We start from the raw sequence: 15,942 nt of genomic DNA on the forward strand, positions 1-15,942 counted from the left end.
TACCGCCATGCTTGTCGCGCCCATTCCCGGCGGTCAACCGATCAAATGGGTGGGAATGATCAGGTCGAGACGCGGGTAGCCCTCCTCGCTGTCGCGTTCACCCTTTGGGGGCATGTGGAAGGTATTGACGATGTTCTCGCCCTGCAGGGTCTCCAGGTGGATGTCGAAGCCCCACAGGCGGTGCAGGTGCTTGAGCACGTCGTCGGTGGATTCGCCCAGGGGTTTGCGGTCGTGCTGCTGGTGGCGCAGGGTCAGCGAGCGGTCGCCGCGGCGGTCGACGTCCCAGATCTGCACGTTCGGCTCGCGGTTGCCGAGGTTGTACTGGGCGGCCAGGGTTTCGCGGATCTTGCGGTAACCGTCGTCGTCGTGGATGGCGTCGACCAGCATGTCGTCCTTCTGGTCGTCGTCGAGGATGCTGAACAGCTTGAACTCGCGGATCACCTTGGGCGAGAGGAACTGCAGGACGAAGCTCTCGTCCTTGAAGCTCTTCATGGCGAACTTGATGGTGGCCAGCCAGTCGCTGCCGGCGATGTCCGGGAACCAGCGCTTGTCTTCCTCGGTGGGGTTCTCGCAGATGCGGCGGATGTCGCGGTACATGGCGAAACCCAGCGCATAGGGGTTGATGCCGCTGTAGTAGGGGCTGTCGAAGCCGGGCTGGTAGACCACGCTGGTGTGGTACTGGAGGAACTCCATCATGAAGCCGTCGCTGACCAGGCCTTCGTCGTAGAGGTCATTGATCAGCGTGTAGTGCCAGAAGGTCGCCCAGCCTTCGTTCATTACCTGGGTCTGGCGCTGCGGATAGAAGTACTGCGCGACCTTGCGCACGATGCGCACCACTTCGCGCTGCCAGGGCTCGAGCAGCGGGGCGTTCTTCTCGATGAAATAGAGGATGTTTTCCTGCGGCTCGCTCGGGTAGCGCGCCAGGCCCTGTTCCTTGTCCTTGCCGGTGGCCTTGGGAATGGTCCGCCAGAGGTCGTTGACCTGGCGCTGGATCTGCTCCTCGCGCTCCTTCTGGCGCTGCTTCTCTTCTTCCGCGGAGATCGGATAGGGCCGCTTGTAGCGGTCCACGCCGTAGTTCATCAGGGCGTGGCAGGAGTCCAGCAGGTCTTCCACGGCGTCGATGCCGTAACGCTCCTCGCACTTGTTGATGTAGGACTTGGCGAACACCAGGTAGTCGATGATCGAGGTGGCGTCGGTCCAGGTGCGGAACAGGTAGTTGCCCTTGAAGAAACTGTTGTGTCCGTAGCAGGCGTGGGCGATCACCAGCGCCTGCATGCACTGGGTGTTCTCTTCCATCAGGTAGGCGATGCACGGGTCGGAGTTGATCACGATCTCGTAGGCGAGGCCCATCTGGCCGCGCTTGTAGTTCTTTTCCGTGCTGAGGAAGTGCTTGCCGTAGGACCAGTGGTTGTAACCGATGGGCATGCCGACGGAGGCGTAGGCATCCATCATCTGCTCGGCGGTGATCACCTCGATCTGGTTGGGGTAGGTGTCCAGCGCGTAGCGCTCGGCGAGACGGCTGATCTCGCGGTCGTATTGCTGGATCAGCTCGAAGGTCCACTCCGAGCCGGTGGCGATCGGCTGGCGCTTGCTCATGCGACGAGCCTCCTCTGGAACAGCTCGCGGAACACCGGGTAGATGTCCGAGGCGGAGACGATCTGCTGCTGGGAGAAACTGTCCTCGAAGGTTTCGCGGATCTTGTCGTACTCGAACCACAGCGCCTGGTGTTCGCGGGGGGTGATCTCGACGTAGGTGTAGTACTGGACGAACGGCATGATCTGCTTCATCAGGATGTCGCGGCAGACCGGCGAGTCGTCGTTCCAGTTGTCGCCGTCCGAAGCCTGGGCGGCGTAGATGTTCCATTCATTGGTGGGGTAACGCTCGACCATCACCTCCTGCATCAGTTTCAGGGCGCTGGAGACGATGGTCCCGCCGGTCTCGCGGGAATAGAAGAACTCTTCCTCGTCCACCTCGCGGGCGCTGGTGTGGTGGCGGATGAACACCACCTCGATCTTCTCGTAATTCCGCTTGAGGAACAGGTAGAGAAGGATGAAGAAGCGCTTGGCGATGTCCTTGGTGGCCTGGGTCATGGAGCCGGAGACGTCCATCAGGCAGAACATCACCGCCTTCGAAGTCGGGTTGGGCTGCTTCACCAGCAGGTTGTACTTGAGGTCGAAGGTGTCGAGGAACGGCACCTTGTCGATGCGCGCGCGCATGGCGGCGATCTTCTGCTCCAGTTCCTGGATATCGCCCAGGTTGTCCGGTTCCTCGCGCTTCAGCCGATCGAGCTCCGCCAGCGCCGCGCGCAGCTTGCCGCGGGTGGAGCCGGACAGCGCGATGCGCCGCGCGTGGGCCGAGCGCAGGGTGCGCACGATGTTGATGCGCGAGGGGTTGCCCTCGTTGCTGATACCGGCGCGCACGGTCTTGAAGGTGTCGCTGCCGGTGAGGTGGCGCTTGACCAGGTTGGGCAGCTCCAGGTCCTCGAACATGAAGTCGAGGAATTCCTCCTGGGTGATCTGGAAGACGAAGTCATCCATCCCGTCGCCCTGGTTGCTCGCCTTGCCGGCACCACGGCCACCGCCGCCGCCCTGGGGGCGCGGGATATGTTCGCCGGTGGTGAATTCCTTGTTGCCGGGGTGGATCACCGTCTGGCGACCGCCACGGCCATGGTGCAGGACCGGCTCGTCGATATCGCGGCCAGGAATACTGATCTGCTCGCCGTGTTCCATGTCGGTGATGGAGCGGCGGCTGACGGCTTCTTCGACGGCCTTCTTGATGTGCTCACGGTAACGCCGCAGGAAGCGCTGGCGATTCACCGTGCTCTTGTTCTTGCCGTTCAGACGCCGGTCGATGACGTAGCTCATGAATGCTCCTCAGGGCCTGCTGCGCAGCGGCTTGGAGCCGCCCCGGACAGGTCCGAATGCGACGGCGACCGGCGCGGCGGGGAATGCCGCCGCGCCGATGGCAGACTACTGCGACTTGCGAACCCGCAGATACCATTCCGACAGCAGGCGCACCTGCTTCTCGGTGTAGCCGCGCTCGACCATGCGTTTGACGAAGTCGTTGTGCTTCTGCTGATCCTCCTTGCTCGCCTTGGCGTTGAAGCTGATGACCGGCAGCAGGTCCTCGGTGTTGGAGAACATTTTCTTCTCGATCACCACGCGCAGCTTCTCGTACGACAGCCAGCTGGGGTTCTTGCCGTTGTTGCCGGCGCGGGCGCGCAGCACGAAGTTGACGATCTCGTTGCGGAAATCCTTCGGGTTGCTGATGCCCGCCGGTTTCTCGATCTTCTCCAGCTCCTCGTTGAGGGCGGCGCGGTTGAGGATTTCGCCGGTTTCCGGGTCGCGGTATTCCTGGTCCTGGATCCAGAAGTCGGCGTACAGCACGTAGCGGTCGAAGATGTTCTGGCCATACTCGCTGTAGGACTCCAGATACGCGGTCTGGATTTCCTTGCCGATGAACTCGACGTAGCGCGGCGCCAGGTATTCCTTCAGGAAGCGCAGGTAACGCTCGCGGGTTTCCGGCGGGAACTGCTCCTGCTCGATCTGCTGCTCCAGCACGTAGAGCAGGTGCACCGGGTTGGCGGCCACTTCATGCGGGTCGAAGTTGAACACCTTGGAGAGGATCTTGAAGGCGAAGCGGGTGGAAAGCCCCGACATGCCTTCGTCCACGCCAGCGGTGTCGCGGTATTCCTGGATCGACTTGGCCTTGGGATCGGTGTCCTTGAGGTTTTCGCCGTCGTAGACGCGCATCTTCGAGTAGATATTGGAGTTTTCCGGCTCCTTCAGGCGCGACAGCACGGAGAACTGCGAGAGCATCTTCAGGGTGTCCGGCGCGCAGTGGGCGTGCGCCAGGGAGCTGTTGATCAGCAGCTTGTCGTAGATCTTGATCTCGTCGGAGACGCGCAGGCAGTACGGCACCTTGACGATGTAGATCCGGTCGATGAAGGCCTCATTGTTCTTGTTGTTGCGGAAGCTGTGCCATTCCGATTCGTTGGAGTGGGCGAGGATGATGCCGCTGTAGGGCAGCGAACCGAGGCCTTCGGTGCTGTTGTAGTTGCCTTCCTGGGTTGCGGTGAGCAAGGGGTGCAGGACCTTGATCGGCGCCTTGAACATCTCGACGAATTCCATCAGGCCCTGGTTGGCCCGGCACAGGGCGCCCGAGTAGCTGTAGGCGTCGGCGTCGTTCTGCGGGAATTCTTCCAGCTTGCGGATATCCACCTTGCCGACCAGTGCGGAGATGTCCTGGTTGTTCTCGTCGCCCGGTTCGGTCTTGGCGATGGCGATCTGGTTGAGGATCGAGGGGTGCAGCTTGACCACGCGGAACTGGCTGATGTCGCCGCCGAATTCGTTGAGGCGCTTGGTCGCCCAGGGTGACATCACCGAGCGCAGGTAGCGCCGCGGGATGCCGTAATCCTCTTCGAGGATGGCGCCGTCTTCATCCGGATTGAACAGCCCCAGGGGCGATTCGAACACCGGTGAGCCCTTGATGGCGTAGAACGGCACGTGCTCCATCAGTTGCTTGAGCTTCTCGGCGAGGGAGGATTTGCCGCCGCCGACCGGGCCCAGCAGGTAAAGGATCTGTTTCTTCTCTTCCAGGCCTTGGGCGGCGTGGCGGAAGAAGGAAACGATCTGGTCGATGCACTCTTCCATGCCATGGAAGTCGGCAAAGGCCGGGTAGCGGCGAATCACCTTGTTGGAGAAGATCCGCGACAGGCGGGAATCGACGGATGTGTCGAGTAGTTCAGGCTCGCCGATGGCCATCAGCATCCGCTCGGCGGCGGTGGCATAGGCAATCTTGTCCTGCTTGCAGATGTCCAGATACTCCTGGAGGGAGTATTCCTCTTGGCGGGTCGCTTCGAAGCGTTCCTGGAAGTGACTGAAAATGCTCATGACGTCTCCTCGCTCGATGCATGGAGCCGGCGCCGGATCGGTCTGTGCGGGTGCGGTCGGGCTGCCAGCGCTGCCGGCGAGAATCCCCCAGAACTCCAACGGAACCTGGCCTCTGCCCTGATCCGCCCCCAATGGTCACTGCCGATTAGCCGGAAGCCGGTGTGCCGGCTCTCCCTTTTTTGGATGGCCTGAGGGAAAGGATAGTTCGTTCTTTGATGTGTAAAGGACGAAAGCGCGAGAAGTTACAGATTTTTTGAAGGGGCTAATCCGCCCCTTTCGTAGGGGCTTTCAGTCAGCTTCGCCAGCGCTGGTATCCGCGGGATAGACGCTGCGCCACAGTTCGAAGCCGCCGTCGAGGCTGTAGACCTCGGAGAATCCCTGCTGGACGAAATAGGCCGCTGCGCTCTGGCTGGAGTTGCCGTGGTAGCAGACCACGACCAGCGGTGCATCCATGTCGGCTTCGCGGATGAAGTCTGCTACCGAGTGGTTGTCGATGTGCCGGGAGCCGCTGATGTGGCCCGTCGCGTAGCTTTGCGGGTCGCGGATGTCGACGACCTGGGCGCCGCTTTCGCGCAATTCCTGGGCCCGGTCGGGGGCAATGCGTTTGAAATCGCTCATGGGTTACCTCGCAAGGCGCGGGGCCTTCGGCCCCGCTGCAATCATTCTGGTTTATCGGCGCAGCTGCAGTGGATGCGCTCGAGGGTATCGACGTTCATCAGCGTCATGCTGCCGCCCCACACGCAGCCGGTGTCGAGAGCGAACAGGCCGGGGACGTCACACCGGCCTTCCAGTGCGGCCCAGTGGCCGAAGATGATCTTGCGCCCGGCGGCCTTGCGCTCGGCATAGCTGAACCAGGGGGCGTAGCCGGGCGGGGCGGCGTCCAGGCCTTCCTTGGATTTCAGGTCGAGTTTGCCGTCGGGCGTGCAGAAGCGCATGCGCGTGAAGTAGTTGGTGATCACCCGCAGGCGTTCGATGCCGTGCAGCTTCTTGTCCCACTTGGCCGGCTCGTTGCCGTACATGCCGTCGAGGAACATCGGCAACTGGCTGTCGTCGCGCAGGGCCTTCTCGACCTCGGCGGCGCGCAGCAGTGCCTTCTCGACGGTCCATTGCGGCGGGATGCCGGCGTGCACCAGGGTGATGTCGCGCTGGGCGTCGTGATGGATCAGCGGCATCTGCCGCAGCCATTCGATCAGTTGCGCGCAGTCCGGCGCCTCGACGATCTCGCGCAGGGTGTCGTTCTTCTTCAGGCGTTCGGCGTTGCAGGCCACGGCGATCAGGTGCAGGTCGTGGTTGCCGAGCACGCAGACCAGCGAATCACGCATGGCATAAAGGAAGCGCAGGGTCTCCAGCGACGCCGGGCCGCGGTTGACCAGGTCGCCAACCAGCCACAGCTTGTCCTGGGCCGGATCGAACTTCACCTGCTCGAGCAGACACTTGAGCGGCTCCAGGCAGCCCTGCAGGTCGCCGACGGCATAGGTGGCCATCAGTGCAGCGCCCCCGGTACGGCGAGGCGGAAGGCCGGGATCTCGGCCTCGAAGTGGTGACCGTCGGTGGCGACCATCTGGTAGCTGCCATGCATGCTGCCGACCTTGGTGGCCATCACGGTACCGCTGGTGTAGGTGTGGCTGGCGCCCGGTTCGATCAACGGCTTTTCGCCGACCACGCCGGCGCCGCGCACTTCCTGCACGTGGCCGTCGCCGTCGGTGATGATCCAGTGGCGGGTCAGCAGCTTGGCGGCCAGCTCGCCGTGGTTGTGGATGGTCACGGTATAGGCGAACACGTAGCGCTGCTGCTCCGGCTGGGATTGCTCGGGCAGGTGGCGGGTGGTGACGCTGACGCTGACCTGATAGCGCGGATCGCTCATGCGGACGGCTCTTGTTCGGCTTCCGGGTGGGTGGCGCTGTAGCGGTTGGCCAGGCTCACGAAGTCGGCGACGCTCAGCTGTTCGGGGCGCAGGGTCGGATCGACGCCGGCGGCCTCGATGTCCTCGACGCTCATCAGCGTGCGCAGGGTGTTGCGCAGCGTCTTGCGGCGCTGGTTGAAGGCTTCGCGGACGATGCGTTCGAGAACGCGGTGGTCCTTGGCCGGATGTGGCGGCTCAGCGTAGGGCACCAGGCGCACGATGGCCGACTCGACCTTGGGCGGCGGGTTGAACGCGCCGGGGCCGACGGTGAACAGGTAATCCACGCGGCAGAAGTACTGCACCATGATCGACAGGCGGCCCCAGTCGCCGTTGCCCGGCTCGGCGGCCAGGCGCTCCACCACTTCCTTCTGCAGCATGAAGTGCATGTCCTGAATCAGCGAGGCGTGGTCCAGGAGGTGGAAGATCAACGGCGTGGAGATGTTGTAGGGCAGGTTGCCGACCACGCGCAGCTTGTCCTCGGGAGACGCGACGAGGCTGGAGAAGTCGAACTTCATGGCATCGCCCTGGTGCAGGCTGAAGTTGGGCTTCAGGCCGAAGCGATACTTCAGTTGCGGGATCAGGTCGAGGTCGAGCTCGATCACGTCGAGCTTCGCATTGCTGTCCACAAGGCCTTCGGTCAGGGCGCCCTGGCCCGGACCGATTTCCAGCAGGTGCTGGCCTTCCTTGGCGGCGATGGCGCGCAGGATCTTGTGAATCACCCCGGCGTCATGCAGGAAGTTCTGCCCGAAGCGTTTACGGGCGCGGTGCTGGAAGAGTTCGGACGACATAGATGCGGCTCCAGGCTTCAAGCTGCAAGCGACAAGCCAGAGCCAAAGCGGTGTTCAAAGGGGCAAAGTTTACCAGCTGACACCGCCTGCCGCTTGTCGCGTGCGGCTAACGGCTGGCGGCTTCGGCCATCTGGTAGGCCGTTTCCAGTGCGACCTGCAGGCTGCCGCTGTCGATCCGGCCGGTGCCGGCCAGGTCCAGCGCGGTGCCGTGATCCACCGAGGTGCGGATGATCGGCAGGCCCAGCGTCACGTTCACCGCCGCGCCGAAGCCCTTGTACTTGAGCACCGGAAGGCCCTGGTCGTGGTACATCGCCAGCACGGCGTCGCAGTGCTCCAGGTGCTTGGGGGTGAACAGCGTGTCGGCCGGCAGCGGGCCGATCAGTTGCATGCCCTCGGCGCGCAGGCGCTCCAGGGTGGGTTCGATGATCTCGATTTCTTCGCTACCCAGGTGGCCGCCTTCGCCGGCATGGGGGTTCAGGCCGCAGACCAGGATGCGCGGGGCGGCCAGGCCGAACTTGTCGCGCAGGTCGGCATGCAGGATGCGGGTGACCCGCTCCAGGCGCACCGAGGTGATCGCATCGGCGACCTGCCGCAGCGGCAGGTGGGTGGTCACCAGGGCGACGCGCAGGCCGCGGGTGGCGAGCATCATCACCACCTGGGCGGTTTGGGTGAGGTCGGCGAGGAATTCGGTGTGACCGGAGAAAGCGATGCCGGCTTCGTTGATCACGCCCTTGTGCACCGGCGCGGTGATCATTCCGGCGAAGTGCCCATCCAGGCAACCTTGGCCGGCGCGGGTCAGGGTTTCCAGTACGTAGGTGGCGTTGGCCTGGTTCAGCTTGCCCGGCTCGGCCGGGGCGGCCAGCGGGGTGTCCCAGACATACAGGGTGCCGGCCGGTGCGGCGGCGTCGGGCCACTGGCCGGGGCCGACGTCCTGCAGGTTGACGTTCAGCCCGAGCAGGGCGGCGCGCTGCGCCAGCAGTTCACGGCTGGCAATGGCGACCAGAGGATGCGGCTGCGCTTCGCGGGCCAGCAGCAGGCAGAGGTCGGGACCGATGCCGGCGGGCTCGCCGGGGGTCAGGGCGAAAAGGTGGCTGTTCATCAGGGGATCTCGAATCAGGATCTGCAGCGGATGGGGCCTACTCTACGACGAAGCCTGCGTTCTTCGAAGCTTTCGGCGGGCAAAAAGAAACCCGGCCGGGGCCGGGTTTCTTTCGAGCGACTCGCGCCGCTTACTGCTTGATCTCGACGTAGGCTTCGTCGCGGATCTGGCGCAGCCACGCCTGCAGTTCCTCGTCGTACTTGCGTGCGCGGAGGGTCTGGGCGGCTTGTTGCTCGCGGAACTTGTCGCTGCTGTCGGTGGCGCGACGGCCGAGGACTTCCAGCACGTGCCAGCCGAACGGCGAGCGGAACGGCTTGGTAACCTGGCCTTGCGGCGCGTTGTTCATCACCTCGCGGAATTCCGGTACCAGGGACTCCGGGTCGACCCAGTTGAGGTCGCCGCCGTTGAGCTTGGAGCCCGGGTCTTCGGAATACTTCTTCGCCAGATCGCCGAAGCTTTCGCCAGCCTGGATGCGCTCGTAGAGCTTCTCGGCCAGGCGCTGGGTCTCTTCCTCGCTGCGGATCTCGCTGGGCTTGAGGAGGATATGGCGGACGTGGACTTCGTCACGCAGCATCTTGCTGCCGCCGCGCTTCTCTTCCAGCTTGATGATGATGAAGCCGCCCGGGGTGCGCACCGGCTCGGTCACGTCGCCCACGGCCAGGCTGCCGACCATGCTGTCGAACGGCGAGGGCAGCTGGGCGGCCTTGCGCCAGCCGATCTCGCCGCCTTCCAGCGCGTTGTCGCCGGCCGAGCGGGACACCGCCAACTGGCCGAAGTCCGCGCCCTGCTTGAGCTGCTGGTACATTTCCTGGGCCTGACGAGCCGCAGCCTGCACGGTTTCCGGCGAGGCGCTGTCGGGTACCGGGATCAGGATGTTGGCCAGGCGGTACTCTTCGGAGAGCTGGATCTTGCCGAGGTCGGAGGCGAGGAAGTTCTGCACTTCCTGCTCGCTGACCTGGATGCGCTCGGCCACGCGGCGCTGGCGCACACGGCTGATGATCATCTCGCGGCGCACCTGCTCGCGGGCCTCGTCGTAGGACAGGCCGTCGTGGGACAGGGCGGCGCGGAACTGATCCAGGCTCATGTTGTTGCGCTGGGCAATGGTACCCATGGCCTGGTTCAGCTCTTCATCGGTGATGCGAACGCCGGAGCGGTCGCCGATCTGCAGCTGGATGTTCTCGATGATCAGGCGCTCGAGCACCTGCTGGGTCAGCACGTGCTCGGGCGGCAACGGCGCGCCGCGCTTCTGGATGGTTGCACGGACTTCGCGCAGGCGCTGGTCGAGCTGGCTCTGCATCACCACGTCGTTGTCGACGATGGCGACCACACGGTCCAGCGGAACCACTTCGGCGTGCACGACGGAACTTGCCAACAGCGCGCCCAGCATCAGCGGGCGCAGGGCCTTACATAGCATTGTCTTCACGTTGACGATAACCCTGGATACCTTGGTCGAGGAAGCCTTCCACCTGGTTGCCAACCACGCCGCCAAGGCCTTTCAAGATGATTTGAAGGAATACACCGCGGTCGGCCTTGGACGTCGAGGTGATGAACTCGTCGTCGTCGTAGTCGACCCAGTAGCGATTGATCAGGCGCAGCTTCCAGCAGCAGCTGTCGTACTCGAAGCCACCGAAGGCTTCCAGCGTGCGGCTCTGGTTGTAGTCGAACTGCCAGCGGCCGATGGCGGCCCACTGCGGCAGGACCGGCCAGATGAACGAGAAATCATGCTGTTCGATCTTGTACTCGTCGCTGCCGTATTCGAACTGCCCGGTGTTCGGGTTGAAGCGCTTGCTGTCCGCACGGTAGCGGTAGCCGGCGTTGAGCACCTTGCGAGGATCGGCTTCGGGCTGATAGTGGAACATCAGGTTGCCGTTGTCGGTGTGGTGCGTGTTCGGGTTCCAGTTGAAGTCCGAGCTGGCATACCAGTCATGGTCGAAGCGATAGATGCCGGTGAGCGCGTAGGGAGAGCGCCAGGTATCGGCGTCCGGGTTCTTCGCACCGCTGACACGCAGGTCGTTTTCGGTCAGGCCCGGCAGTTGTACGCGGCGGTCGCTGAAGTAGTAGATCTGGCCGGCGGCGATGTAGGCGCGCTCGAAACCGTCGTCCTCGATGAAGCGCGAGCCCAGGCCGAGGGACAGCTGGTTGGCGTCGCCGATGCGGTCGCGGCCGGTGAAGCGGTTCTCACGCCACAGCGAGTCGTAGCTGAAGGTGAACTCGCCGGTATCGAAGGTCGGCAGATTGTCCTGGTCCTTGTACGGCACGTAGAGGTACATCGCGCGCGGTTCCAGGGTCTGGCGGAACTTGGTGCCACCGAAGGTTGTGTCGCGGTCGAAGTACAGGCCGCTGTCGAGCTTCGCCAGACCCAGCGAACGATCCGGGCTGCTGTCGTAGTTCAGCCAGGGCTGGTTGTTGGCGATGTACTGCTTGCCCTTGCCGTCCAGGTCCAGTTCGTACTTGGTGTACATGGCCTTCACGGTCGGGGTCAGGAAGCCCCAGCTGCGATTCATCGGCAGGCTGATGCCCGGCTCGGCATGGAAGCGGTCACCGGTGGCGCGAGCCAGCCCCTGGATGTTGGTGTCCGGGCGGGCATACAGGTTCGGGTCGTCTTCATTACGACGATAGAAGCCTTCATCCAGATCGCGATCGAAGCGTACGGCCTCGGTGCTGTAGGTGAAGTTCAGGCCGCCCGGGTTGAACGGCAGTTTGCCATCCAGGGTGAGCTGCGGCAGGCGATCGTACGGGGTGACGTCGGTCACGGTCGCCAGCTGGTAGGACTGTGCATTCAGGCGGGCGGTGTAGCTGTCGCCGCGATAGGTCAGGATGCCCTGCTGGTTGACGTAGGTCGGCGAGCCGATGCCCAGCGAGGTGTCCAGGTCCTGGAAGTAGTACGGGTCGCTGATGCGGGTGTAGTCCACCTGCGCCAGCACGCGCGAATCCAGGCCGCTGACGTTTTTCCAGCCGTACAGCCAACGGGTGTCGGTGTACTGCGGGAAGTCCTTGCGGTCGTCGTTCTTGTCGTTCAGGTAGGCGGCGTTGACCTGGCCTTCGCTGCTGTGGGTCAGGTAGCGGAACTCGCCTTCCATCAGCAGGCCGCGCTTGACCATGTAGTGCGGGTACAACGTGGCGTCGTAGTTGGGCGCCAGGTTGAAGTAGTACGGCGTGGTCAGCGTGAAGCCGGTGTCGGTCGAGCTGGCGAAGGAGGGCGCCAGGAAGCCGGACTGACGACGGTTGTCGATCGGGAAATAGATATACGGGGTGTAGAAGACCGGAATGTCCTTCACCCGCAGGGTCGCGTTGGTCGCGGTGCCGAAACCGGTAGCCGGGTTCAGCTTGATGTTGTTGCCCTTGACGACCCAGGCGTTGCTGCCCGGTTCGCAGCGGGTGTAGGTGCCGTCCTTGAGCTGGATGATCGCGTCTTCCTGGCGCTTGGCGTACAGCGCGCTGCCGCGGATCTGCGCCTGGTGCATGACGTACTCGGCGTTGTCGATCTTCGCCGCGCCGTTGTCCAGTTGCAGCTCGGCGTGGTCGCCGACGATCAGCGCGCCGTTGTCGCGCAGCTTGACGTTGCCGACCAGCTCGCCGCGGTTCTCGGCCTGGTGCAGGTTGGCCTCGTCGGCCTCCACCTGCATGCTGCCCTGGCGCAGGACCACGTTACCGGCGAGGGTGGCGATCTGCTTTTCCTGCTCGTAGCGGGAAACCTTCGCCGAGACGTAGGTCGGAGCCTCGTCGTTCGGCGTCTTGTCGTTCATCCCCGGACGCACCGGCTCGACGTATTCGCCACCGCAGTACGGACCGATCTCCGCCTGCTGGGCAGCGGTGAGCTTGTCGCGCGGGATCCAGTCGAGGTGGCTGTAGTCGCTGCTGCGCGATTTCAGGCCGCGGCCGCCTGACTCGGTGACCAGTTGCTTCGGCTCTTCGCCGGCGCTGCTGGAGCTGCCCGAGGACTTCGAGCCCGCGGCAACGGCAGCGCCGCCGGCACTGACCGAGCTTGCGCCGTGTTGTGGGCGCGGTACGCTGCTGGCGCTGCTCTGCGAGGAGCAGTCCCAGGCGCCGGACGCGGAAGGCTGGCAGGCGAACTGCTCACCGGGTGCCGCGGTCACAGAGGCGAGCGGCTGGATAGCCAGCAGGCCACCGGTCACCAGTAAGGGGAATTTTCTACGGAACACGGGGAAATTCACTGCCATCTTGTTAATCCGGGCTTCCTGCGAGCCATCGGCCCAAAGCGGACCGCACGCCTCTCGATGGGCTCAAAAAGATGCTGGATAATAAAGCATGACCCGCGCAACGGCTAGGGCCGTGGAGAACCCATAAAGATGTCACAGGATGCCCGTTACCAGCAGATGATCGGCTGGTTGGACTTGAGTTTGCCCGCCGTGTTCAACGCGCAGGGCTGGGGGCCGGTGCCCGAGGCCAGCCTCACCGCGGCCAGCAGCGACGCCAGTTTCCGCCGCTATTTCCGCTGGCAGGGAGAGGGCCGCAGCCTGATTGTGATGGACGCGCCGCCCCCCCAGGAGAACGTCCGTCCCTTCATCCAGGTCGCCGGCCTGCTGGCCGAGGCCGGTGTGCATGCGCCGAAGATTCTCGCCGAAGAGGTCGAGCAGGGTTTCCTGTTGCTGGACGACCTGGGACGCCAGACCTACCTGGATGTACTCACCGCGCAGAACGCCGAGGAGCTGTTCGAGGATGCCCTCGACGCCCTGGTGGCCTTCCAGCGGATTGATGTTGCCGAGCGTTTGCCGGCCTACGACGAGGCCCTGCTGCGCCGCGAGCTGCAGCTGTTCCCCGACTGGTACCTGCAGCGCCACCTGGGCGTAACACTGGAAGGCGAACAGCTCGCCCGCTGGGAGCGCACCTGCGACCTGCTGGTGCACAGCGCCCTGGAGCAGCCGCGCGTCTTCGTGCACCGCGACTACATGCCGCGCAACCTGATGCTCAGCGAGCCGAACCCCGGCATCCTGGATTTCCAGGACGCGGTGTACGGTCCGGTGACCTACGACGTCACCTGCCTATATAAGGATGCATTCCTCAGCTGGCCGGAGCCGCGCGTGCACGACGGCCTGTCGCGCTACTGGCGCAAGGCCCAGGCCGCCGGTATCCCGCTGCCGGACAGCTTCGAGACCTTCTTCCGCGCCAGCGACCTGATGGGCGCCCAGCGCCACCTGAAGGTGATCGGCATTTTTGCGCGGATCTGCCATCGCGACGGCAAGCCCCGCTATCTCGGCGATGTGCCGCGCTTCTTCCGTTATCTGGAAAGCGTGATCGCGCGCCGACCGGAACTGGCCGACCTCGCTGCGCTGCTGGCCGGCCTGCCCAAAGACGAGACGCACCCCGCATGAAGGCCATGATCCTCGCCGCGGGCAAGGGCGAACGCCTGCGCCCGCTGACCCTGCACACGCCCAAGCCGCTGGTGCGTGCCGGCGGCGTGCCGCTGATCGAGTACCAGCTGCAGGCGCTGCGCCGGGCGGGATTCGATCAACTGGTGATCAATCACGCCTGGCTCGGCCAGCAGATCGAGGATCACCTGGGCGACGGTTCGGCGTTCGGCGTCAGCATCCGCTTTTCCCCGGAGGGCGAGCCGCTGGAAACCGGTGGCGGTATCTTCAAGGCGTTGCCGCTGCTGGGTGACGGGGCCTTCGTCATCGCCAACGGCGACATCTGGACCGACTTCGACTATGCAGGCCTGCACGGTGCTCTGGCTGAGGGCGACCTGGCGCACCTGGTGCTGGTGGAGAACCCCGGCCACCACAGCCGCGGCGATTTCTGCCTGAAGGACGGACGCGTCAGCGATTACCTCGATGGCCAGCCGAGCCTGACCTACAGCGGCATCGCCGTCTTGCGTCCCGAACTTTTCGAGGGCTGCGAGCCTGCTGCCTTCAAGCTGGCGCCGCTGCTGCGGCGGGCGATGGAAGCCGGCCGTGTGAGTGGTGTCCATCATCACGGACGCTGGATCGACGTGGGCACCCACGAGCGACTGGCGGAAGTCGAACGCCAACTGGCGGAGGGCTGAGGTGTTCTGGCCGGGCACCCTGGTGGGCGTCATCGCCGGCTGGGCATTGGCAAGCATTCCCGGCGCCATGCTCGGTGCGCTGCTGGGCCAGGTGCTCGACCGGCGCCTGAAGCCGCGCACCTGGCGGGGCCTGCTCGATCAGTTGCGCGGCGGGCCGCGGGTGTGCGACCAGGAGCTGCTGTTCCTGCTGCTCGGTCGCCTGGCCAAGAGCCGCGGTCGCGTGGTCGATGCGCACATCCAGCAGGCGCGCGCCGAGATGCAACGCCTGCAACTGGATGACAAGGCGCGCCGGCAGGCCATCGATGCCTTCGGCCGCGGCAAGCTGGGCGGTGACCTGCTGGACGCTGGCCTGCGCCAGCGCCACGGCCGGGAGGCGACTGCCGAAGGCCTGATCCAGGCGTGCTGGCGCATGGCCTGGGCGGGCGGTACGCCGAACGCTGCGCAGAAGAACCTGCTGTTGCAGTGGGGCGAATCGCTGGGGCTTTCCCGCTCCAGGGTCCTCGCGCTGTCGGCGAACGCCGAGCCGCCCAGGCCGCCGGCCACGCCGCGCGAATCCTACACCGCGGCGCTGCGACTGTTGGGCGTGACGGTGGAGAGCGAGCCGGAAGAAATCAAGCGTGCCTACCGCAAGCTGATCAGCCAGAACCACCCGGACAAGCTCGAAGGCATGGGGGCGAGCCCCGAGCGGATCGCTGCGGCCACCCAGAAGACCCGCGAGATCCAGGCCGCCTACCTGCTGGTCCGCCAGCGCCGCGGCTTCCGCTGATCAGGGCTGCTCGGTCGGCTCCAGGTGCATCGACAGCCAGCCGCGGATGCGCCGATAGAGTTGCTCCTGTTCCGTGCCGAGGTCGGCGGGCAGGGCATTCATGCCGATCTGCACGTAGTTGGGCGCCTTCTGCCGCTTGCTCGCCTGCAGGCGCAGCTTCGCGGCCGCCACGTCAGGCGCCTTGTCCTTGTAGTAGAAGTCACCGGTGGCGAGGTTCAGCAGCGGCACGGTTTCGTCCAGCGATGGCTTGAAGTCGCGCGGCATCTCCGGCGCCACCAGCAGCAGGTTCTTGATCTCGGCTGGGGTGCGCTCGCCCAGGTAGCGGGTTGCCCAGTAGGCGCCGGTACCGTGGCCGAGCAGGACGATGGTTTTCGGGTTGTGTTGCTGTGCCAGTTCGACCGCGGCCTGGATGCGCGCGAGCACGCGCTCGGCGTGGGCCTTGCGCAGCTCCACCGGGTCGGTGGGCGGCGGCGGAGCCTCGGGGCTGGCC

Annotated in this window: 14 protein-coding genes; 3 read left to right on the top strand and 11 right to left on the bottom strand. The window is 64.6% G+C overall.

Going from position 1 to position 15,942, the window contains the following annotated elements:
• Nucleotides 1-33: 33 nt before the first annotated feature.
• The 10 genes from ACCC94_RS08540 to ACCC94_RS08585 all read right to left on the bottom strand — a co-directional run bounded on the left by ACCC94_RS08540 (nt 34) and on the right by ACCC94_RS08585 (nt 12,863).
• Nucleotides 34-1,596: a SpoVR family protein gene (locus ACCC94_RS08540; RefSeq protein WP_413348890.1), complete on the bottom strand. Its 1,563-nt coding sequence runs from the start codon at nt 1,594-1,596 to the stop codon at nt 34-36.
• Nucleotides 1,593-2,864, bottom strand: coding sequence for a YeaH/YhbH family protein (locus ACCC94_RS08545; protein ID WP_088420317.1), 1,272 nt, complete (start codon nt 2,862-2,864; stop codon nt 1,593-1,595). The genes ACCC94_RS08540 and ACCC94_RS08545 overlap by 4 nt, the downstream gene beginning before the upstream one ends.
• Nucleotides 2,865-2,969: 105 nt before the next feature.
• On the bottom strand, nt 2,970-4,892 hold the full coding sequence (locus ACCC94_RS08550) for a PrkA family serine protein kinase (protein ID WP_017517293.1): 1,923 nt from the start codon (nt 4,890-4,892) through the stop codon (nt 2,970-2,972).
• Between the two features lie 288 nt (nt 4,893-5,180).
• Entirely contained in the window at nt 5,181-5,510 is a 330-nt protein-coding gene (gene glpE / locus ACCC94_RS08555) for a thiosulfate sulfurtransferase GlpE (RefSeq protein WP_413348891.1), read from the bottom strand.
• 41 nt (nt 5,511-5,551) lie between these two features.
• Nucleotides 5,552-6,376 (bottom strand): symmetrical bis(5'-nucleosyl)-tetraphosphatase, encoded by an 825-nt coding sequence (locus tag ACCC94_RS08560; RefSeq protein ID WP_413348892.1) that lies wholly within the window; start codon nt 6,374-6,376, stop codon nt 5,552-5,554.
• Nucleotides 6,376-6,756: a Co2+/Mg2+ efflux protein ApaG gene (gene apaG / locus ACCC94_RS08565; protein ID WP_413348893.1), complete on the bottom strand. Its 381-nt coding sequence runs from the start codon at nt 6,754-6,756 to the stop codon at nt 6,376-6,378. The genes ACCC94_RS08560 and apaG overlap by 1 nt, the downstream gene beginning before the upstream one ends.
• A complete protein-coding gene (gene rsmA / locus ACCC94_RS08570; RefSeq protein WP_413348895.1) occupies nt 6,753-7,583 on the bottom strand; it encodes a 16S rRNA (adenine(1518)-N(6)/adenine(1519)-N(6))-dimethyltransferase RsmA in 831 nt (276 codons plus the stop codon). Before rsmA ends, apaG begins: the two co-directional genes overlap by 4 nt.
• 106 nt (nt 7,584-7,689) lie before the next feature.
• Nucleotides 7,690-8,682, bottom strand: coding sequence for a 4-hydroxythreonine-4-phosphate dehydrogenase PdxA (pdxA, locus tag ACCC94_RS08575; protein WP_413348896.1), 993 nt, complete (start codon nt 8,680-8,682; stop codon nt 7,690-7,692).
• Between the two features lie 130 nt (nt 8,683-8,812).
• The gene (locus ACCC94_RS08580; RefSeq protein WP_413348898.1) at nt 8,813-10,105 is read right to left on the bottom strand and encodes a peptidylprolyl isomerase; all 1,293 of its coding nucleotides are present in this window, start codon (nt 10,103-10,105) and stop codon (nt 8,813-8,815) included.
• Nucleotides 10,086-12,863 carry an LPS-assembly protein LptD gene (locus tag ACCC94_RS08585; protein ID WP_413348899.1) on the bottom strand — a complete coding sequence of 926 codons (2,778 nt, stop codon included), beginning with the start codon at nt 12,861-12,863 and terminating at the stop codon, nt 10,086-10,088. Before ACCC94_RS08585 ends, ACCC94_RS08580 begins: the two co-directional genes overlap by 20 nt.
• A gap of 129 nt (nt 12,864-12,992) precedes the next feature.
• Here ACCC94_RS08585 and ACCC94_RS08590 point away from each other — a divergent pair, with 129 nt between their 5' ends.
• From ACCC94_RS08590 to ACCC94_RS08600, 3 genes are read left to right on the top strand one after another with little or no spacing between them, the layout of a single operon-like run.
• Complete coding sequence (locus tag ACCC94_RS08590; protein ID WP_413348901.1) at nt 12,993-14,015, top strand: aminoglycoside phosphotransferase family protein; 1,023 nt, start codon at nt 12,993-12,995, stop codon at nt 14,013-14,015.
• Complete coding sequence (murU, locus tag ACCC94_RS08595; RefSeq protein WP_413348902.1) at nt 14,012-14,686, top strand: N-acetylmuramate alpha-1-phosphate uridylyltransferase MurU; 675 nt, start codon at nt 14,012-14,014, stop codon at nt 14,684-14,686. The genes ACCC94_RS08590 and murU overlap by 4 nt, the downstream gene beginning before the upstream one ends.
• 1 nt (nt 14,687) lies before the next feature.
• Nucleotides 14,688-15,452, top strand: a complete 765-nt coding sequence (locus ACCC94_RS08600; RefSeq protein ID WP_413348903.1) for a DnaJ domain-containing protein — start codon at nt 14,688-14,690, stop codon at nt 15,450-15,452.
• Here ACCC94_RS08600 and ACCC94_RS08605 read toward each other — a convergent pair.
• A partial coding sequence (locus tag ACCC94_RS08605) for a DUF3530 family protein (protein ID WP_413348904.1) occupies nt 15,453-15,942 on the bottom strand: 490 nt, incomplete at its 5' end. It lies immediately after the preceding gene.

Source organism: Pseudomonas sp. Pseusp97, from assembly GCF_047304025.1.
Lineage (GTDB): Bacteria > Pseudomonadota > Gammaproteobacteria > Pseudomonadales > Pseudomonadaceae > Pseudomonas.

Coding starts and splice junctions, on each gene's coding strand:
- pdxA (WP_413348896.1), bottom strand. CDS start 8,682: ATGAACAGCCACCTTTTCGCCCTGACCCCCGGCGAGCCCGCCGGCATC.
- glpE (WP_413348891.1), bottom strand. CDS start 5,510: ATGAGCGATTTCAAACGCATTGCCCCCGACCGGGCCCAGGAATTGCGC.
- ACCC94_RS08585 (WP_413348899.1), bottom strand. CDS start 12,863: ATGGCAGTGAATTTCCCCGTGTTCCGTAGAAAATTCCCCTTACTGGTG.
- apaG (WP_413348893.1), bottom strand. CDS start 6,756: ATGAGCGATCCGCGCTATCAGGTCAGCGTCAGCGTCACCACCCGCCAC.
- ACCC94_RS08545 (WP_088420317.1), bottom strand. CDS start 2,864: ATGAGCTACGTCATCGACCGGCGTCTGAACGGCAAGAACAAGAGCACG.
- ACCC94_RS08550 (WP_017517293.1), bottom strand. CDS start 4,892: ATGAGCATTTTCAGTCACTTCCAGGAACGCTTCGAAGCGACCCGCCAA.
- ACCC94_RS08590 (WP_413348901.1), top strand. CDS start 12,993: ATGTCACAGGATGCCCGTTACCAGCAGATGATCGGCTGGTTGGACTTG.
- murU (WP_413348902.1), top strand. CDS start 14,012: ATGAAGGCCATGATCCTCGCCGCGGGCAAGGGCGAACGCCTGCGCCCG.
- ACCC94_RS08560 (WP_413348892.1), bottom strand. CDS start 6,376: ATGGCCACCTATGCCGTCGGCGACCTGCAGGGCTGCCTGGAGCCGCTC.
- ACCC94_RS08540 (WP_413348890.1), bottom strand. CDS start 1,596: ATGAGCAAGCGCCAGCCGATCGCCACCGGCTCGGAGTGGACCTTCGAG.
- rsmA (WP_413348895.1), bottom strand. CDS start 7,583: ATGTCGTCCGAACTCTTCCAGCACCGCGCCCGTAAACGCTTCGGGCAG.